This is a genomic window from Panacagrimonas perspica (genome assembly GCF_004364935.1).
Taxonomy (GTDB): Bacteria; Pseudomonadota; Gammaproteobacteria; order Nevskiales; family Nevskiaceae; genus Panacagrimonas; species Panacagrimonas perspica.
Map to the genome: position 1 here is coordinate 1,616,035 of NZ_SOBT01000008.1, position 16,191 is coordinate 1,632,225.

Below are 16,191 nucleotides of genomic sequence, written 5' to 3' on the forward strand. Positions count from 1 at the left end.
GTCTCAAGCCTTCTTCGAACGAGGCCGGAACACCGGCACCTTGTGATTGCCCATCGTCGGCTCGAAGAAGACTTCGACCTCCATGTCCTGCTTCACGTCCTCGTAGGCGACGCCGACGAGATTCGAGACCATGCGTGTGCCTTCCTGGAGTTCCACGATGATGACGATCGGCGCTTCCTTGAATCCGAACGGCGGCGGGTGACGCGGAATCGTCCAGCCGTGCACGGTGCCGTAGCCCGAGAGCTTCACTTCCTCGCGCTTGAGGCTGTGGCAGTGCGGGCACATCGGCCGCGGCGGGAAGCGGAACTGCTGGCAGTCGCCGCACTTCTCGCCGAGGAATTCCTCCTTGTCCGAGGCGTCCCAGAAGAACTTGGCGTCGTGCTGGATGATCGGCGCGATGCGCGTGGGCTTGGGCGGCGGCGTGGGGGCGTCGGGGGTCTGGGTCATCGGTCTGGGTTGATCCCTGGATTCTCGTGTCGGTGACGATAGCGGCGCTGGGCGCGCAGCGTCCTGCCGCAAACGGGTGAGCGGGTCAGACGACCGTAGCCCGGGTGCAGCCCGGGGCGCGTACCGCTCGACGGAGCGGCGCATCCCGGGTTGCACCCGGGCTACGGTTTCCTCATCCCAACAGAGGACGCCGCCGCGGCGCGCGCTGAAGATCATGCGCCCGTACCCCACCGCGAGGAGAACGAGAACATGGCACACCCCATCCTGGGCAAGGGCGCCACCGTGGTATTCGGTGGCAGCGGCGGCATCGGCCAGGAAGTGGCCAAGAGTTTCGGCGCCGCGGGCTCCGATGTGGCGGTGATGTATCGCTCGAAGCAGGACGTCGCCGAACGCGTCGCCGGCCAGATCCGCGAGAAGGGACAGAAGGCCACGCTGCACGCGGCCGACGTGACGGACGCCGAGCAGGTGAAGTCGGCCATCGCCGATGTCATCGCCGCGCACGGTCGCATCCACACCGTGGTCTGGGGCGCCGGCCCGGTCGTCGAGCAGGTCCACATCGCCGACACCACGCAGGAGCTGTGGAAGCGCTCGATCGACATCGAGGTGCATGGCTTCTTCAACGCGGTGCAGGCCACGTTGCCGCATCTGCGCGCAGGAGGCGGCGGGTCCTACGTGCACCTGGGTTCGGCGGGCCACGTGTGGTGGCCGGCGAAGGACGGATTGTCGGTTGCGCCCAAGGCGGCCAACGAGGCGCTGGTGAAGGGCATCGCGAAGGAGGAAGGCCGCAACAACGTGCGCGCCAACTCGATCCTGGTCGGCGTCATCGAGGCCGGCATGTTCCTGGAACTGCTCAAGCGCGGCGTGTTCGACGACGTCTGGACCGCCGAAGTGCAGAAGATGCTGGCAATCAAGCGCTGGGGGAAGCCGGAAGAGATCGGATCGGCCGCGCTGTTCCTCGCCACCAACGGTTACGTGACGGGACAGCAGATCAACGTGTCGGGCGGGTTTGGGGTCTGACGTGGCCCGGGTGAAACCCGGGGTTCCCCTCGCCTACGGAGCGCAACCCCGGGTTTCACCCGGGCTACGGGTTACGAGCCCCGGACTTCGTCCTGGCTACTTGAACAATCCGACGAAGCGCACGATGCCGTCGATCAGCTTCACCATCCACGGCGCCAGCGGCTTGCCGTCGATGAGCTGGCCCAGCTGCTTCTTGTACTTGTCCGTGAGCGGCGGAAACATCGAGCGCGGTTCGATCACCGGCGGGCCTTCCTCGACGATCGCGCGGCCGTTCGAGCACTCGTTGAACGTGGCGAAGCCGACCATGCGGCCGATGCCACTGGAATTCACGCCGCCGAACGGCAGCAGCGGGTTGGTCCCGGACTGCACGACGTTGTGGTTGACGACCAGGCTGCCCGACGTCGTGTGCGCGATGTACCAGTCGATCTCGGTGCGGTCCTTGGCGAAGACGTAGGCCGCCAGCGGCTTGGGCCGTGAGCCGATCTCGCGAATCACATCCTCGCGCGTGCGGAACGGAATCACCGCGATCACCGGCCCGAAGATTTCTTCCTGCATGAGCTTCATCGAGCCGGTGACGTTCGTCACCACGGTCGGCGCGATGTAGCGCTCGTCGGCCTTGTACTCGCCACCGCAGACGATCGTCGCACCTTGCGCGCGCGCGTCCTCGACCAGCGCGCGGATGCGCTCGAAGTGCCGCGTGTTGACGATGCGCGGGTACTCGGGATTCTTGTCGTAGCCCTCGCCCTTGGGGTCGTACATGGCCTTGATCTCGCGCACCAGCGTCGAGACGTAGTGATCGATCACCGACTCGTGCACCAGCACGTAGTCCGGCGCGATGCAGGCCTGCCCCGCATTGCACATGCGGCCCCACGAGGTCTTCAACGCCGCGTCCTCGACATCCGCGCTCTTGTCGACGATCGACGGATTCTTGCCGCCCATCTCCAGCGTCACCGACGCGAAATGATCCGCCGCCGCCTTCATGACGATGCGGCCGACGTGGTTGTTGCCGATGTAGAAGATGTGATGGAACGGCTGCGCCAGCAGCGCCTGCGCGGTCTCGGCGCCACCCTCGATGACGATGACTTCGCCGTCCGGGAACGCCTCGCGAACGATGCGCGCGACCAGCTTCGACGAGTGCGGCGAGAGTTCCGAGGGCTTCAGGATCACCGCATTGCCGGCGGCGATCGCGCCCAGCGTCGGCAGCAGGCCGATCACGTACGGCGCGTTCCAGCTCGGCAGCACCAGCACCATGCCCTTGGGCTCGTAGCGCACGTAGCACTTCTTGCCGAGCGTCATCAGCGAATTGGGCGCGCGCTTGGGCGTCATCCAGTCTTCGAGATGCCGCGCGATGTAGTCCGCCTCGAACTTGAGCATCACCAGTTCGCCGTCCATGTCCGGCGGCGACAATCCACGCTCGAGCTTCCCGGTCTCGTAGATCTCGGCGCGGTACTTGAGCACCGTCGCCATCAGACGGCGCACCTTGGCGATGCGTTGCGCCGCCGTGGTGTCGACCAGGTTCGGGGCGATGGCCGCGACCTGCCGGAACAGGGTCGAGACATCGGCCATCGGCGGCGTTTCGATGAGGGGAGCGTTCATGGACACGATGCGACCTAGGGTAGCGAGTGCCGGAATGGTCCGGTCAACGCCACGCCGCGGCATCCCCCAAAGCAAGTACCCCGCAGGCGCCGCCAAGCCCACATCAGCCGGAGGCCAGCCACACGTCCTCAGCGGCTGAACGAGAAGCCCGGGCGCGAACGCCCGGGCTTCGACGCGGGACGGCTACCCGATGCGGCGACACACTTCCTGTGTGGTGGTGCCGCTCTCGACGCGATTCTTGTTCACCTGCTGGCCCGCGATCGCGCCGCCCGCGGCACCGACGCCGGTCGCGATGTCCTTGCCGCTGCCACCGCCGATCTGGTTGCCGACGACACCGCCGATCACCGCGCCGACCACGGGCCCCGCGATCGGATGATTGCCCTTGGTCTGGACCGTCTGCGTCGTGCACTCCATCCGGTTTCCGTCCGAGTCGGTGTAGACCCGCGCCATCGCGCTGGACATCACGGTGCCGAGCACCGCCGCCGTCACCAGACCGCCCAGCATTCGCTTGTTCATCGCTTGCTCCTTGATGCAGGTTTTTGACGATTCCACCATCACCTGCAGGACTGAACTGGCGGTGAACCCTGCGCCGGTCGCGGGATCAATCGTTGCGCTTGCCCTGGCGGCGGACCTCTTCCGGGTTGTCGGTGTCGGTGGCCCAGATGCCGCGCCGCGCTTTCTTGGCTTCCTTCTGCGCATCGGCGTAAGCGCCGTCGCTTTCCGACTTCAGATCCGTCGCCCAGCCCTCGCGCACGAGCAGGGTGTTCAGGTTCTTGCCGTCCGCGCTGCAGTTGGCGCCGGCGTTGCTGCCGTCCTTGCCCGTCACCGCCTCGCAGCTGACGGTCTTGCCATCGATGTGATGACGCAGCGCGGTGGCCGCGGCCTCGCCGCACTTCCAGGGCTTGGCGTCGCGCAGGCAGACCTGGTCGTCGTCCGGCGCCTCGATGCCGTGCAGGCGCACCTTCTTGCCCTGGATCTTCAGCGTGCCGGCATCGACGACCGTCGCGGTTCCGGAGATCGTGTCGGCCGACCTCGCGTTCATCGACGTGAAACTTGCGCCGATTCCCAGCAGCAGGATCGGCAGCAGCAGGGAGCGGGAACCGGAGGGGTGAACCTGGGACGGACGGGTCATGGCACGGACTCTTGGGAGGGTTCCGGGAGAGTCTGCCTTGCCGCCTGAATGCAGACTGTAGAAACCCGCGCCCGGCCTCCGGATCAGCCCAGCCGGTGGACCTCGACGGCCGTCGATATCGAGTGGCCATCGATATCCAGATAGAGCTGTCCCTCCGTGAACGACACCGACAGCTTCGAGCGGCGTTGCAGCCGTTTGGACGCGTCCGCCATGAAATCGCGCGCGAACGCGTGAACCGGGATCTCCTCGGCGCGATGGATGCGCGCACCCGCGTACTGGGCCAGCAGCGGCTCGATCTGGCGATGCGTGTATAGCGCCGCCCGCCCGGCGAGCTTCATCCCGCGGTGCAGGCGATCGGCGTCCGGCGCGCCGACCTCGAACCAGCCGGTGATGCGGCCCGTCAGGTCCCGGACCAGCACGGCCGGTTGGTCGACCGCAGCAACGCCCTCGGTCAGTTCGATGCCCTCGCCGTATTCCAGGCAGTAGGCCAGCAACCGCACCAGCATGAATTCGGCGGTCTCCGACGGCTGCTGCGCGACGCGCAGCTCGAAGTCCGTATAGGTGCCGCGATCCATGTTGGCGAGCTGGATCGTGAAACTGTGCATCGTTGCAGTCAGGGCCATGGCGCTCGGCGTTCCGAAGAGACCGACAGGATACGGATTCGCCACCGCCGCCTGCCCGCCTCCCGAATGGCATCGAACTTGCGGCATGGGGGCATAGGCCGGAGACCTCGATGGACGGTGGAGGAAGCAGCGTTACGAAAGGGAAGGCATCGGGTCCGCAGACGGCGCCCAGGCCGATGACGGGGCTGGTGCTGACGGCCGGCGGCTCGCGCGGCGCCTACCAGGCCGGCGTGCTCAAGCGCATCGGCGAATTGCCCTCGTTGCGCAACAAGCCCTCGCCGTTTCCGATCATCGCCGGAGCGTCCGCCGGCGCCATCAACGGTGCAGCGATCGCCTCGTACGCGTCCAACTTCGGGGAAGGTACGGCGCGACTTGCCCAGATCTGGGCACAGCTGAGCGTCACCGACGTGATGCGCACCGACTTTCGCGCGCTGCTGGGCAACGCGGGACGGCTGACGCTCGATCTGGCGCTGGGTGGCATGATCGGCGCCGGGCGCGTCGAGTCGCTGTTCGATTCCTCTCCGCTGCGCCAGTTCCTGGCGCGGCACCTGCCGATCGCCGGCATCGGCGAAGCGATCGCCCGGCGGCATATCTACGCGGTCGCCATCACGGCGACCGGCTATCACTCCGGCAAGGCTTTCACGTTCATCCAGGGCCATCGCGGTCATCCGATGTGGAACAAGAGCCGGCGCGTGGCGCTCAAGGCAACGCTCGGTATCGATCACGTCCTGGCCTCGTCGTCGATTCCACTGGTCTTTCCTCCGGTCGCACTGAAGACCACCGGACCGAAGGCCTACTTCGGCGACGGCGCGCTGCGTCTGGTGACGCCGCTGTCGCCAGCGATCCGCCTGGGCGCCGATCGCCTGTTCGCCATCGGCGTGCGCTGCCAGGACGCGGCCGACGATCTGGTGCGCTCCGAGCTGTCGGACGATACCGGCGGCGCAGCGCTCAACCGTCCGCCGCTGTCGCAGATCTGCGGCGTGTTCCTCAACGCGATCTTCCTGGATCACCTCAACGCGGACGTCGATCACCTGCTGCGGATGAATGCCCTGGTCGCCGCGTACCAGGCCGCACAGGCCCGGCTGCCGACGTCACCGCAGGTCAGCGAGCCGATGCGGGTCATCGAGCCGCTGGTGGTCTCGCCGTCCGAAGACATCGCGATCATCGCCAAGACGATGGCCCACCGGATGCCGCGCAGCATCCGCTACCTGATGGATGGGCTCGGTACGCCCGACGCCCAGAGCGCCGACCTGATGAGCTACCTGCTGTTCGACGGCGCGTTCTCGCGCGAGCTGATCCAGCTCGGCTATCGCGACGCGCAACAGCGCATCGACGAGATCGAGGATTTCCTGGTGGCGAAGTCGGGTGCCGGTCGCAAGCGCCGGGCGGCGGCTTAGGGCGGCTCGTATTCGGGCCGGGGAAGGAGAAATACGAAGGGACCCGATGCAGCGCGTCCCTAGTCCCTGCTCCGCGCCATGCAGAACGCGCGGAACGCGTCGGGATCGATCGCCGGCGACGTGAGGTGCCCCTGGTAGAGATCGCACTCCCAGTCGCGCAGCAGCGCGAGCTGGCGCTTGTTCTCGACGCCCTCGGCCACGAACAGCAGGCCCAGGCTGTGCGTCATGCCGATGACCGCCTTCACCAGCCGCGCACTGTCGCGATCCTCCACCAGATCGACGACGAAGCTGTGATCGATCTTGATCGAGTTGACCGGAAACCGCTTGAGATAGCCGAGCGACGAATAGCCGGTCCCGAAATCGTCGAGCGACACCGTGATGCCGCGCGCGCGCAGCGTCGTGAGAACCGACACCGCGTGATCCGGCGTCGTCATCAGCGCGCTTTCCGTGATCTCCAGATCCAGATGGGACGCCGGCGTGGAAGAGCCGTCGAGGATCTCCAGGAAGGAACGAAGGAAGTTCTCGTCGAGGAACTGGTTGGCCGACACGTTCACCGAGATGCGCGGCGACTCGAAGCCCTGTGACTTCCAGGTGGCGATCTGCGCCAGCACGCGCATCAGCACCCACCGCCCCAGCGGCACGATCAGCCCGGACTCCTCCGCCACCGGGATGAATTCTCCGGGCGACACCTGGGAGCCGTCCGGCCGCTTCCAGCGCAACAAGGCCTCCGCGCCATCGACCGTGTGTCCGTCCATCTGCAGCTTGGGCTGGTAGTGCACCGACAACTCGTTCTCGTCGATGGCCACGCGCAGCCAGTCTTCGAGTTGCTTGCGCCGGCTCACGGCCTCGCTCATCGCCGCGTCGAACATCGTCACCTGCGCCCGCCCCCCGCGCTTGGCCACGTACATCGCGATGTCGGCATTGCGCTGGGCCTCCGCCAGATCGGCGCCGTGGGCGGGCAGCATGACCACGCCGATCGAGGCGCTGAGCTGGAAGCGGAACTGGTTGTAGCGATACGGCTGCGACAGCGTTTCGAGGATGCGTTGCGCCTGCTCCTGCGCGTCCGAGGTCTTGAGCACGAAGGTCAGGATGACGGCGAACTCGTCACCGCCCAGCCGCGCGGCCACGCAGTCCGCGGCCACCGCGGCCTTCAGACGCTGCGCGAGTTCGGTCAGCAGCGCGTCGCCCTGCGGATGCCCGAAATTGTCGTTGAAGTCCTTGAAGCGATCGAGATCGATGAACAGCAGCGCGGCGCGCGTGCCCTGGTTCGCGCAGTCGTCGATGATCTCGCGCAGGCGCACGTCGAACTGCGTGCGATTGGGCAGGCCGGTCAGCGGATCGTGCTGCGCCTGGTGTTCCAGCGGCAGCATGACCTTGCGGCGCAGCGCGAACACCGTCAGGGCGACCGAGCAGAGCGCCGCCAATAGTCCCAGCAGGCACAGCATGAACAGGTGCGGGTCCGCGGCGTTCATCGCAGGCCGCGTATGGCAGCGCAGGTAGACCCGCCAGGTCCCGTCCGAACGCTGGACGTCGAACGCCACGTCGGAGACGCCATCCTGGTGCTCGATCCGGGTACCCGGCCCCGCCAGTTCCTCGAAATCGAAATCGACGAAGCCGGCCTCCGCGGCGACGTCGCCCCCCTCGGCGCGGATCACGATGCCGAGCAGCAGCGGACGATGCCGGACCTGGTCGGCCGCCACCCGCGGCGGGCCGGTCTGCAGCAGCGCATCGATGCGCGAGGCTTCTTCGCGGATCACGCCCGCGACCTGCTGGTGACGCGACTGCATCAGCAGCGGCACGAAGACGACGGCCTGCACGGCCAGCAGGCCGCACAGCACCGTCAGCACCAGCGACTTTCCGATGCGCGAGCGCCAGATCTTGCGCGCATCGAGCAGGAGCTCCCTCGTATTCACCCCGGCTCTCTCCAGGACGGCGTGGATGGGCGCGTCCTCGTGGTGCGGTACGTCGCCAATATTGTGAGGCGGCCGCAGCGCCGTGGGTACCTGCCTGCGATGTCAGTGCAAGCACCGCGCATGACGTTACCATCGCTCACTGTCACGATCAGAGCCCAGCCAATGCCAGCTCCCGCCCTCACCTTCACCGCTGCCGACCTCGATGGCTTTCGCGAGGTCCAGCGTCTTGCGTACCGGTGTGCGGAGACCATCGCAGCCGAGATGGAACCCGGCATGACGGAGCGCGAAGTCGCCGCCCGGATGAAGGATTTCCTGATGTCCGAAGGCGCCGACGACTGCTTCCACCAGCCGTTCGCGTGGTTCGGCGATCGCACCGCGTTCCGCGGCTTCATCGGCTTCAAGCACCTGGCCGGATTCAACCCCGCGTTCTATCCGAGCAATCGTCGGCTCGAGCGCAACATGCCCTTCATCCTGGACTGCGCGCCGACGCGCAACGGCCACACCGCCGACATCGGCTACTGCGGCGTCGTCGGCGAGAACCGCGCGCTCGATCGCCTGATGGATGACCTGATGGAGTACCGCTTCCTGATCGTCGATCTGGTGCGCCAGCGCCAGTCGCTGGCCGAAGTCAGCCAGGCGGTGGATCGTCTCTGCCTGAAGCACGGCTACGAGCCGCGCCACAAGGCCTACCCGTTCGAAGTGCTCGCGCACCGCGTCGAGAAGCTGCAGGACGACGGGCGACCCCAGCACCTGTCGCTCGCCCGCTTCGGCGTGCGCAATGTCACCGAACTGCTCAAGGATCGCGTCCGCGGCGCGCGCGAGGGCTGGTCGCCGCTGTGGAACAGCAAGGCCGGCTCCGACCACGCACCGACGCCGGGCCTGTGGGCGGTCGAACCTCACCTGGGCTTCCGCGGCGTCGGCGCCAAGTGGGAAGAGCTGCTGGTGATCACCGAAGACGATGCGTTCTGGCTCGATGACGACGTGCCACAGGTGCGTCGCTGGAAGGAACGCGGACTCTGGCCCGCGGACACGGCGCGCAAAGCGGCGTAGCGTCAGCGGCATCAGGGCGGCCCGACCGGGCCGGACAACAGATTCGCTGCGCCGGACCTCGCGCGCAGACGAGGAGGAGAACACGATGAACCCTTCCGAGACCGTGCAGTCGGGCGACCTGTCGCTCGCCGTCTACACCTGGGGCACGCCGGCGCCCGGCAAGCCCAACGTCGTGCTGGTGCACGGCTACCCGGATGCCGCGAGCGTCTGGACGCGGACCGCGGAGATCCTCGCGGAGCGCTACTACGTCATCGCCTACGACGTTCGCGGTGCGGGCCGATCCGATGTGCCGGATCACACCAAGGCCTTCGAACTGGAGCATCTGGTCGAGGACCTCGCGCAGGTCGTCGAGGCCACCAGCCCGGATCAGCCGGTCCACCTGGTCTGCCATGACTGGGGCTCGATCCAGTCCTGGGAAGCGGTGACCACCGATCGCATGGCCGGGCGCATCGCGTCGTACACGTCGATCTCGGGCCCGAGCATCGACCACGCGGCGTACTGGATCATGAGCCGCCTGCGCAGCGGCTCCACGCAGGAGATGGCCACCGTCGCGCGCCAGCTCTCGCACTCCTGGTACATCGGCGCGTTCCAGCTGCCGCTGTTCGGACCGGCGATCTGGAAGCTGGGCATGGACAAGCTGTGGCCGAGCATCCTGTCGAAGGTCGAGGGCGTCCAGGCCGAGGCGAGCCCCACGCAGACCAAGGACGGCAGCATCGGCGTGAACCTGTATCGCGCCAACTTCGTGCAGCGCCTGCTCAAGCCGCAGGAGCGCCGCACCGATCTCCCGGTGCAGGTCATCGTCGCCAAGCGTGACCGCTTCATGCTGCCCGAGGTGCTCGACGATCTGCCGCAGTGGGTGCCCAATCTCTGGCAGCGCGAGATCGACGCCGGTCACTGGGTGCAGATCAGCCATCCGGAACGCGTCGCGGCGATGGCCAGCGAGTTCATCGACTTCGTCGCTGGAGGTGCCGAGACCACCGCGTTGCGCCGTGCGCGCCGCCGTGGCGTGCGCAAACCAATGACGGGCAAGCTCGTCGTCGTCACCGGTGGCGGCGCCGGCATCGGCCGCGAAACGCTGCTCGCCTTCGCCGAACAGGGCGCCGCGGTCGTTGCGGCCGACATCGATCTGGCCGCCGCCGAGCGCAGCGCCGAACTCGCCCGCCTGCTCGACGTGGAAGCCTATGCGCGCCAGGTCGACGTCGGATCGACCGAGCAGGTCGAAGCCTTCGCCCAATGGGTGGAGAGCGAACTGGGCGCACCCGATGTCGTCGTCAACAACGCCGGCATCGGCCTGTCCGGGAAGATGCTCGACACCAGCGTCGCCGACTGGGACAAGCTGCTGCGTGTGAACCTGTGGAGCGTGATCCTCGGCTCGAAGCTGTTCGCCCAGCAGATGGTCGACGCCGGCAAGCGCGGCCACATCGTCAACGTCGCCTCCGCAGCCGCCTTCTCCCCGAACAAGGCGCTGCCCGCCTACTCCACGACCAAGGCTGCGGTGCTGATGCTGTCCGACTGCCTGCGCGGCGAACTCGCGGAGAAGCACATCCGCGTCGTGTCGGTGTGCCCCGGTTTCGTCGACACCGGGATCACGACGGCGACGCGCTTCGTCGGCGTCTCCGCCGACGAGCAGGACAAGCGTCGCGCGCAGGCCAAGAAGGCCTACGGCCGGCGCAACCTCAAGCCCGATGCCGTCGCGCGCGCCATCCTCGACGCCGTGACCAACGACAAGCCGGAGGTCCTGGTCGGCGCCGAGGCGCACGTCCTGCGTTTCGTGTCGCGCTTCCTGCCCGCGCTGTCGCGGCGCATGGCCCGGCTCGACCTCGCCAAGTGACGCCGTATTCATTCAAGCTCAGGCAACAGGAGATCGCACGATGAACAGTCCCGTCATTCCCGAGCTTCCGAAGTTCCCGGGCAAGCGCAACGGCAAGGCCTCGCGCACGCCGCAGCCGCTGATCCCGCGCAAGGTCCAGTTCGACTGGTCGCAGACGCCGCTGGAGTGGATTCCGGGCCAGCCGTTCGTGAGCCACTTCATCAACGAGATCAACCTGCTGTTGCCCGCCGGCGAGTTCTGGTTCTGCAAGCTCTACAACAAGGCGCTGCCGTACATCACCGATCCGAAGCTGCGCGAAGACGTGCAGATGTTCATCCGCCAGGAAGCGATGCATGCGCGCGCGCACGGTGCGGCCATCGCCGAGTACCTGCACGCGCACGGCATCGAGACCGAGAGCAACACGGCGCAGGAGGACAAGCTGTTCGAAGTGCTGCTGGCCGACCAACCCTTCGGAAGGAAGCTGCCGAAGTTCATGGAGAAGCAGTGGCTGGTGTTCCGCCTGGGCATCGTGGCGGCCATCGAGCACATGACCTGCGTGCTGGGCAACTACATCCTCAAGCAGGACAAGTGGGACGGCGCCGACCCGGTGCTGCTCGACCTGCTGCGCTGGCATGGCGCCGAGGAAGTGGAGCATCGCTGTGTGGCGTTCGACGTCTATCAGCATCTCGGTGGCAGCTATCCCTCGCGCTACTACCTGGCCAGCATCGCGATGCCGGCGATCTTCGGCCTGTGGGTGCACGGCGCCGCGCACCTGCTCAAGCAGGACGAGCGCTTCAAGCACAAGAAGCCCAGCATGTTCCGGCCGTGGATCTGGCTCGAATGGCAGCGCCAATCGAAGACAGGAATGCTGCCCTCGCTGTTCTCGCTGATGCGCCAGGAGCTGCCGTTCTTCAGCCCCTGGTACGACCCGGTCAAGGAAGGTTCGACCGAGGAAGCTCTCGCGTATCTCAACGCTTCTCCGGCCGCCGCCCGCGCAGGTCGATCCTCGTAGCCCGGATGAAACCCGGGCTCTCTCTCGACGGGCAATCGGAACCCCGGGTTTCATCCGGGCTACGGCGCCGACTCAACGCGGCGTGTAGAACTTTTCCGCTCCCGGCGGCTGCCGCCGAAAACGCTTGTAGCCCCACCAGTACTGCTCCGGGCACATCCTGACGCACTGTTCGAGGCCGCGGTTCATCGCGGCCGTCGCCGCGCTCACGTCTTCATCGGCGAGACCTTCGAGCGCCGCGATGTAATGCGCGATGTAGCCGCGCGCCCACGGCAGGCGTTCGCCGAACATGAAGACGATCGGCGAGCCCGACTCGCGTGCGAGCCGCGCGATCAAGGTCGGCGTATGCGCGGTCTGCCCCATGAACGGCACGAACACGCCGCGACCGATCGGCGGATCGTGGTCCGGCATGTAGTAGATGCCCTGGCCGCGCGCCAGCAACGGCAGCGCGGCTTTCCGCACGCCCGCTTCGGCGATCTCCAGCCTGCCGCCGAAACGGCATCGACCCCGCAGCGACAGCGCGTTGATCGCGCCCTCCTGCGGCGTGTACAGGCCGTAGAACGGAAAGTTGCCCGACATCGGAATCGCCACGGCCTCGAACGCGCCCTGGTGCAAGGTCAGCAGGATCACGCCGCGGTTGAGTGCGAAGGCCTCTTCGAGCACCTCGATGCCGCGCCATTCGCGCACCGCGTTCTTCACGGATGCCGCGGGTCCGAGCCAGACGCGCGGCGTCTCCAGGTAGGTCGTGATCTCGTTGCGGATCGCGGCGCGCGCGATGCGGCGATGTTCGCTGGCGCTTCGTTCGGGCATGCAGCGCTCGAGATTGCGCAGCGCCACCTGGCGACGCGCCGAGCGGCTGACCCAGAGCCACCAGCCCGCCAATGCACCGATGCCTTGCAGCACGATCAACGGAAGCCACGCCAGAATGAAGAACAGGACACGCATCGGCACGCTCGGTGCCGCGACGCAGGGGACCGGATGGCCGCGCGTGCCGAAGCTCGTTGGGGCGCGGATGGTCGCACGCACGGATGGCGCGCGGATTACGACCGTAGCCCGGCTGAAACCTGGGGTTTCTCTCGACGGGCGACCGGAACCCCGGGTTTCACCCGGGCTACGACGCCTTTTCGTTGACGAACGCTGCGCCCCGCGGCAACGGCTTCCCGCGATACACGCCCCAGCCCTCGGGAATCTCCAGCACGAAGGTCGCGAGCACGCCCAGCGTCGTCAGCGACAGCGCGATCCGGTCCGCGAGATATCGCCCGTCGAGCAGCACGAAGTACAGCGCGACGATGAACACGCTGGCCACGAAGCCGCCCCAGAACATCGCCAGGAACTGGCGCCGATCGTTGACGCCAGTGTCGTAGCGGAACAGCAGCAGCGCCAGCGGTGTCGGCGGGAAATGCACGACGCTGCGGCTGAGCAGGCAGCCGGCGAGATGTCCCCACTCATGCACCAGATAACCGGATACCGGCAGCATCACGCCCGCGAGACACGCAACGAACGTCGCCGCGCCGTGTCTGGCATCCTGCAGATGGTGACTCCAGACCAGCGCCGCGAACGAGCCCGCGACGAGCGCGATGTCGCGCGCCAGCATGTGCAGCGGAATGGGAAACGGGCCCCGCATGTGCGCGGACGAGGCCATGCGATCAGCCGAGGTAGGCCTGGCCGCCGTCCACACCGATCGATTGTCCGTTGATGTAACGGCACTCGTCCGAGCACAGCGTGGCGACGAACACGCCCACGTCGGTCTCGCAGTCGCCGACACGGTTCTGCGGAATGGTCGAGACGAACGCGGCCGCCTCTTCGGGCCGCGCCTGGGTCCAGCCGGCCATCGCCGGCGAGTCCGCCAGCGGCAGCACGCAGTTGGTGCGGATGCCGTCGCGCGCCCACTCGCAGGCCGCAGCACGCGTGAGCTGGCGAATCGCTTCCTTGACCGCGGCATACGCGCCGTAGTTGGCGAGGTCCCAGCGCTTGGCGGCCGACGAACCGAAATTGACGATGCTGCCGCCCTGCTTCGCGAGGTGCGGATGGGCGAGCTTCATCAGCCGGAACGTCGCGAGCGGCCCCGACTCCCAACCCGCGGTGAAGGCCTCGTCGCTGACACCGTTCAAGGGACCCAGCGCGACTTCCTGCGCATTGTTCACCAGGATGTGAAGGCCGCCGAAGAACCCGACCACCTCCGACACGCAGCGCGCCAGCGAAGCCGCGTCCTTGACGTCGCACAGCACGGCGAACGCCTTGCCACCACGTCCTTCGATGGCGCGCACCGTGTCTTCCAGCTTCGACAGCGTGCGCCCCGCGACCGCGATCGCGGCGCCTTCGTTCGCGAGCGCCAGTGCGATACCGCGACCGACGCCCTGCCCCGCACCCGTCACCAGCGCGATCTTTCCGGCGAGCTTCATCGTGCTTCCGATTCCGTGTGAGGGATCAGACCGTGGCGGACTGCGTCGCCCGCGCGATGTCCTTCGCGGCGACATAGCCGAACGTCATCGCCGGGCCGAGCGTGGAGCCCGCGCCCGCATAGGTCGGCCCCATCACGGCAGCCGCCGTGTTGCCGACGGCGTACAGGCCGTCGATCACCGAACCATCGTTGCGCAGCACGCGCGCGCGCTCGTCGGTCACCAGTCCGCCCTTGGTGCCGATCTCGCCGGCATCCAGGCGCACCGCGTAGAACGGCGCCTTCTCGATCGGGCCCAGGCAGGGATTGGGCTTCACGTTGCGATCGCTGTAGTAGCGATCGATCGGGCTGTTGCCCTTGCCGAACTCGGTATCCACTCCGGTCTTCGCAAAACCATTGAGCTTCGACACCGTCGACGCAAGATTCGAGGCATCCACGCCGATCTTCTGCGCGAGCGCGTCGAGCGAATCGGCGCGGTAATAGACGCGGTCGAGCCAGTCCTTCGGCAGCTTTGCGTCCGGTTCGATCTGGCCGGGCAGGAAGATGCCCATCGGATACTTGAAGCGGAACGTCGCGTCGAAGATCAGCCAGCACGGCACGGTGCCGTTGCCCTTGGCATCGTCGGCGTACATCGCCTTTAGGAAGTCCGGATACGTCGCCGCCTCGTTGACGAAGCGCTGCCCCTTGCGGTTCACCGCCACGCAGCCGGGCATGCCGCGCTCGACGAACAACGTGATCTGCTGCGCCGCGCCCGGCTTGTTCACCGTCGGCGAACCCCACACCTGGTCCATGTGCCGAAGACCGGCACCCAGCGCCTGCCCGGCGCGGATGCCGTCGCCGTGGTTGATCGGCGGCACCGCTGTCCAGGCCACGTTCGTCGGCTTGGGCAGGTACTGCTCGCGCATCTCGGGATTCGACTCGAAGCCACCGCAGGCGAGCACGACACCGCGCCGCGCGCGCAGCCGCAGCGTCTCGCCGCGCTGCGTCGCCTCGACGCCGACGACGCGACCGTTCTCGTGGATCAGCCCGGTCATGCCGGTGCCCAGGTACAGCGGCACATCCTTGCGCATCATCGCTTCGCGCAGCGAGCCGGTGAGCGCCTGGCCCAGCGTCTGCCGGCGATCACGGTGCGTGCGACGACGCCAGGCGAAGTCGAACCAGTAGCGCAGCAGCATGCCGAGCATCAGCCGGATCCAGCCCGCGCCGCGCGAGAACAGCGTGTGCGCCTCGACCTGGTTCATCGCGATGCGCCCGAACAGCTGCGTGCCGCGAAACGAGGGGCGCTGCACGTCGAACTCGTCGCCCAGCTTCGAGGCATCGAACTCGACCGGCTCCATCGAACGAAAGCCCGGCTTGCCGCCCGGCAAGTCCGCGTAATAGTCCGGGTACTTCGGCACGCTGCGGAATTTCACGTCGAAGGTCTTGCCGAGATGGCGCACCATCTCGGGCGCGTTCTTCAGGTAGGCCTCGATGTTCGCCTGCGGCACTTCATTGCCGATCAGTCGCTTGAGATAGGTCAGCGCTTCTTCGTAGGTGTCGCTGCCGCCGACACGCGGAATGTCGTCGTTGCAGGGAATCCAGATGCCGCCGCCGGACACCGCGCTGGTGCCGCCGAACAGCAGATCCTTCTCGAGCACGAGCGAAGACAGGCCCTCGGCCTTGGCGCACAACGCGGCCGTCATGCCGCCGGCGCCAGAGCCCACGACGATGACGTCGTGCTCTTCGTCGAAGTGATTGGAGGGTTCGTTCACGCCCATGCGGAGCCTCGAAAGTTGGAGCCATCTGACTCCCTCTCCCTG

At 67.1% G+C, this 16,191-nt stretch carries 15 protein-coding genes; 5 read left to right on the forward strand and 10 right to left on the reverse strand.

The window, feature by feature from the left end:
* Positions 1-3 precede the first annotated feature (3 nt).
* Positions 4-447 carry a Zn-ribbon domain-containing OB-fold protein gene (locus DFR24_RS07290; protein ID WP_133880626.1) on the reverse strand — a complete coding sequence of 148 codons (444 nt, stop codon included), beginning with the start codon at positions 445-447 and terminating at the stop codon, positions 4-6.
* Positions 448-696: 249 nt separating this feature from the next.
* On the opposite strand from DFR24_RS07290, the gene DFR24_RS07295 reads away from it, so the two are divergent.
* Positions 697-1,464, forward strand: a complete 768-nt coding sequence (locus DFR24_RS07295; protein ID WP_133880627.1) for an SDR family NAD(P)-dependent oxidoreductase — start codon at positions 697-699, stop codon at positions 1,462-1,464.
* 96 nt (positions 1,465-1,560) lie between these two features.
* Here the strand turns inward: DFR24_RS07295 and DFR24_RS07300 are convergent, their stop codons facing one another.
* From DFR24_RS07300 to DFR24_RS07315, 4 genes are all read right to left on the reverse strand, one after another.
* The gene (locus DFR24_RS07300; protein ID WP_246051544.1) at positions 1,561-3,060 is read right to left on the reverse strand and encodes an aldehyde dehydrogenase family protein; all 1,500 of its coding nucleotides are present in this window, start codon (positions 3,058-3,060) and stop codon (positions 1,561-1,563) included.
* Between the two features lie 183 nt (positions 3,061-3,243).
* Positions 3,244-3,576 carry a glycine zipper 2TM domain-containing protein gene (locus tag DFR24_RS07305; RefSeq protein ID WP_211346588.1) on the reverse strand — a complete coding sequence of 111 codons (333 nt, stop codon included), beginning with the start codon at positions 3,574-3,576 and terminating at the stop codon, positions 3,244-3,246.
* An 85-nt stretch (positions 3,577-3,661) separates the two neighbouring features.
* A complete protein-coding gene (locus tag DFR24_RS07310) occupies positions 3,662-4,192 on the reverse strand; it encodes a thermonuclease family protein (protein WP_133880629.1) in 531 nt (176 codons plus the stop codon).
* An 83-nt stretch (positions 4,193-4,275) separates the two neighbouring features.
* Positions 4,276-4,815 carry a YaeQ family protein gene (locus DFR24_RS07315; RefSeq protein ID WP_133880630.1) on the reverse strand — a complete coding sequence of 180 codons (540 nt, stop codon included), beginning with the start codon at positions 4,813-4,815 and terminating at the stop codon, positions 4,276-4,278.
* A gap of 110 nt (positions 4,816-4,925) precedes the next feature.
* Here DFR24_RS07315 and DFR24_RS07320 point away from each other — a divergent pair, with 110 nt between their 5' ends.
* Complete coding sequence (locus DFR24_RS07320; RefSeq protein ID WP_246051545.1) at positions 4,926-6,212, forward strand: patatin-like phospholipase family protein; 1,287 nt, start codon at positions 4,926-4,928, stop codon at positions 6,210-6,212.
* Between the two features lie 59 nt (positions 6,213-6,271).
* On the opposite strand, the gene DFR24_RS07325 is transcribed toward DFR24_RS07320, so the two are convergent.
* Positions 6,272-8,125 carry a putative bifunctional diguanylate cyclase/phosphodiesterase gene (locus DFR24_RS07325; protein WP_133880631.1) on the reverse strand — a complete coding sequence of 618 codons (1,854 nt, stop codon included), beginning with the start codon at positions 8,123-8,125 and terminating at the stop codon, positions 6,272-6,274.
* Between the two features lie 162 nt (positions 8,126-8,287).
* On the opposite strand from DFR24_RS07325, the gene DFR24_RS07330 reads away from it, so the two are divergent.
* The 3 genes from DFR24_RS07330 (at position 8,288) to DFR24_RS07340 (ending at position 11,997) form a co-directional block, all read left to right on the forward strand.
* Complete coding sequence (locus DFR24_RS07330) at positions 8,288-9,175, forward strand: M24 family metallopeptidase (RefSeq protein ID WP_133880632.1); 888 nt, start codon at positions 8,288-8,290, stop codon at positions 9,173-9,175.
* Positions 9,176-9,260: 85 nt separating this feature from the next.
* Positions 9,261-11,006, forward strand: coding sequence for an SDR family oxidoreductase (locus tag DFR24_RS07335; RefSeq protein WP_133880633.1), 1,746 nt, complete (start codon positions 9,261-9,263; stop codon positions 11,004-11,006).
* A 40-nt stretch (positions 11,007-11,046) separates the two neighbouring features.
* Positions 11,047-11,997 (forward strand): metal-dependent hydrolase, encoded by a 951-nt coding sequence (locus DFR24_RS07340; RefSeq protein ID WP_133880634.1) that lies wholly within the window; start codon positions 11,047-11,049, stop codon positions 11,995-11,997.
* 72 nt (positions 11,998-12,069) lie between these two features.
* Here DFR24_RS07340 and DFR24_RS07345 read toward each other — a convergent pair whose 3' ends face one another.
* The 4 genes from DFR24_RS07345 to DFR24_RS07360 all read right to left on the reverse strand — a co-directional run bounded on the left by DFR24_RS07345 (position 12,070) and on the right by DFR24_RS07360 (position 16,149).
* Entirely contained in the window at positions 12,070-12,939 is an 870-nt protein-coding gene (locus DFR24_RS07345; protein ID WP_133880635.1) for a lysophospholipid acyltransferase family protein, read from the reverse strand.
* A 166-nt stretch (positions 12,940-13,105) separates the two neighbouring features.
* Entirely contained in the window at positions 13,106-13,636 is a 531-nt protein-coding gene (locus DFR24_RS07350) for a hypothetical protein (protein ID WP_133880636.1), read from the reverse strand.
* Between the two features lie 4 nt (positions 13,637-13,640).
* Positions 13,641-14,396: an SDR family NAD(P)-dependent oxidoreductase gene (locus tag DFR24_RS07355; RefSeq protein WP_133880637.1), complete on the reverse strand. Its 756-nt coding sequence runs from the start codon at positions 14,394-14,396 to the stop codon at positions 13,641-13,643.
* 25 nt (positions 14,397-14,421) lie between these two features.
* Positions 14,422-16,149 carry an FAD-dependent oxidoreductase gene (locus tag DFR24_RS07360; RefSeq protein ID WP_133880638.1) on the reverse strand — a complete coding sequence of 576 codons (1,728 nt, stop codon included), beginning with the start codon at positions 16,147-16,149 and terminating at the stop codon, positions 14,422-14,424.
* Between the last annotated feature and the right edge of the window lie 42 nt (positions 16,150-16,191).

Excerpts from the sequence above, each read along its gene's own strand:
- DFR24_RS07290 (WP_133880626.1), bottom strand. The coding sequence starts at position 447 with ATGACCCAGACCCCCGACGCCCCCACGCCGCCGCCCAAGCCCACGCGC.
- DFR24_RS07295 (WP_133880627.1), top strand. The coding sequence starts at position 697 with ATGGCACACCCCATCCTGGGCAAGGGCGCCACCGTGGTATTCGGTGGC.
- DFR24_RS07300 (WP_246051544.1), bottom strand. The coding sequence starts at position 3,060 with ATGAACGCTCCCCTCATCGAAACGCCGCCGATGGCCGATGTCTCGACC.
- DFR24_RS07305 (WP_211346588.1), bottom strand. The coding sequence starts at position 3,576 with ATGAACAAGCGAATGCTGGGCGGTCTGGTGACGGCGGCGGTGCTCGGC.
- DFR24_RS07310 (WP_133880629.1), bottom strand. The coding sequence starts at position 4,192 with ATGACCCGTCCGTCCCAGGTTCACCCCTCCGGTTCCCGCTCCCTGCTG.
- DFR24_RS07315 (WP_133880630.1), bottom strand. The coding sequence starts at position 4,815 with ATGGCCCTGACTGCAACGATGCACAGTTTCACGATCCAGCTCGCCAAC.
- DFR24_RS07320 (WP_246051545.1), top strand. The coding sequence starts at position 4,926 with ATGGACGGTGGAGGAAGCAGCGTTACGAAAGGGAAGGCATCGGGTCCG.
- DFR24_RS07330 (WP_133880632.1), top strand. The coding sequence starts at position 8,288 with ATGCCAGCTCCCGCCCTCACCTTCACCGCTGCCGACCTCGATGGCTTT.
- DFR24_RS07335 (WP_133880633.1), top strand. The coding sequence starts at position 9,261 with ATGAACCCTTCCGAGACCGTGCAGTCGGGCGACCTGTCGCTCGCCGTC.
- DFR24_RS07340 (WP_133880634.1), top strand. The coding sequence starts at position 11,047 with ATGAACAGTCCCGTCATTCCCGAGCTTCCGAAGTTCCCGGGCAAGCGC.
- DFR24_RS07345 (WP_133880635.1), bottom strand. The coding sequence starts at position 12,939 with ATGCGTGTCCTGTTCTTCATTCTGGCGTGGCTTCCGTTGATCGTGCTG.
- DFR24_RS07350 (WP_133880636.1), bottom strand. The coding sequence starts at position 13,636 with ATGGCCTCGTCCGCGCACATGCGGGGCCCGTTTCCCATTCCGCTGCAC.
- DFR24_RS07355 (WP_133880637.1), bottom strand. The coding sequence starts at position 14,396 with ATGAAGCTCGCCGGAAAGATCGCGCTGGTGACGGGTGCGGGGCAGGGC.
- DFR24_RS07360 (WP_133880638.1), bottom strand. The coding sequence starts at position 16,149 with ATGGGCGTGAACGAACCCTCCAATCACTTCGACGAAGAGCACGACGTC.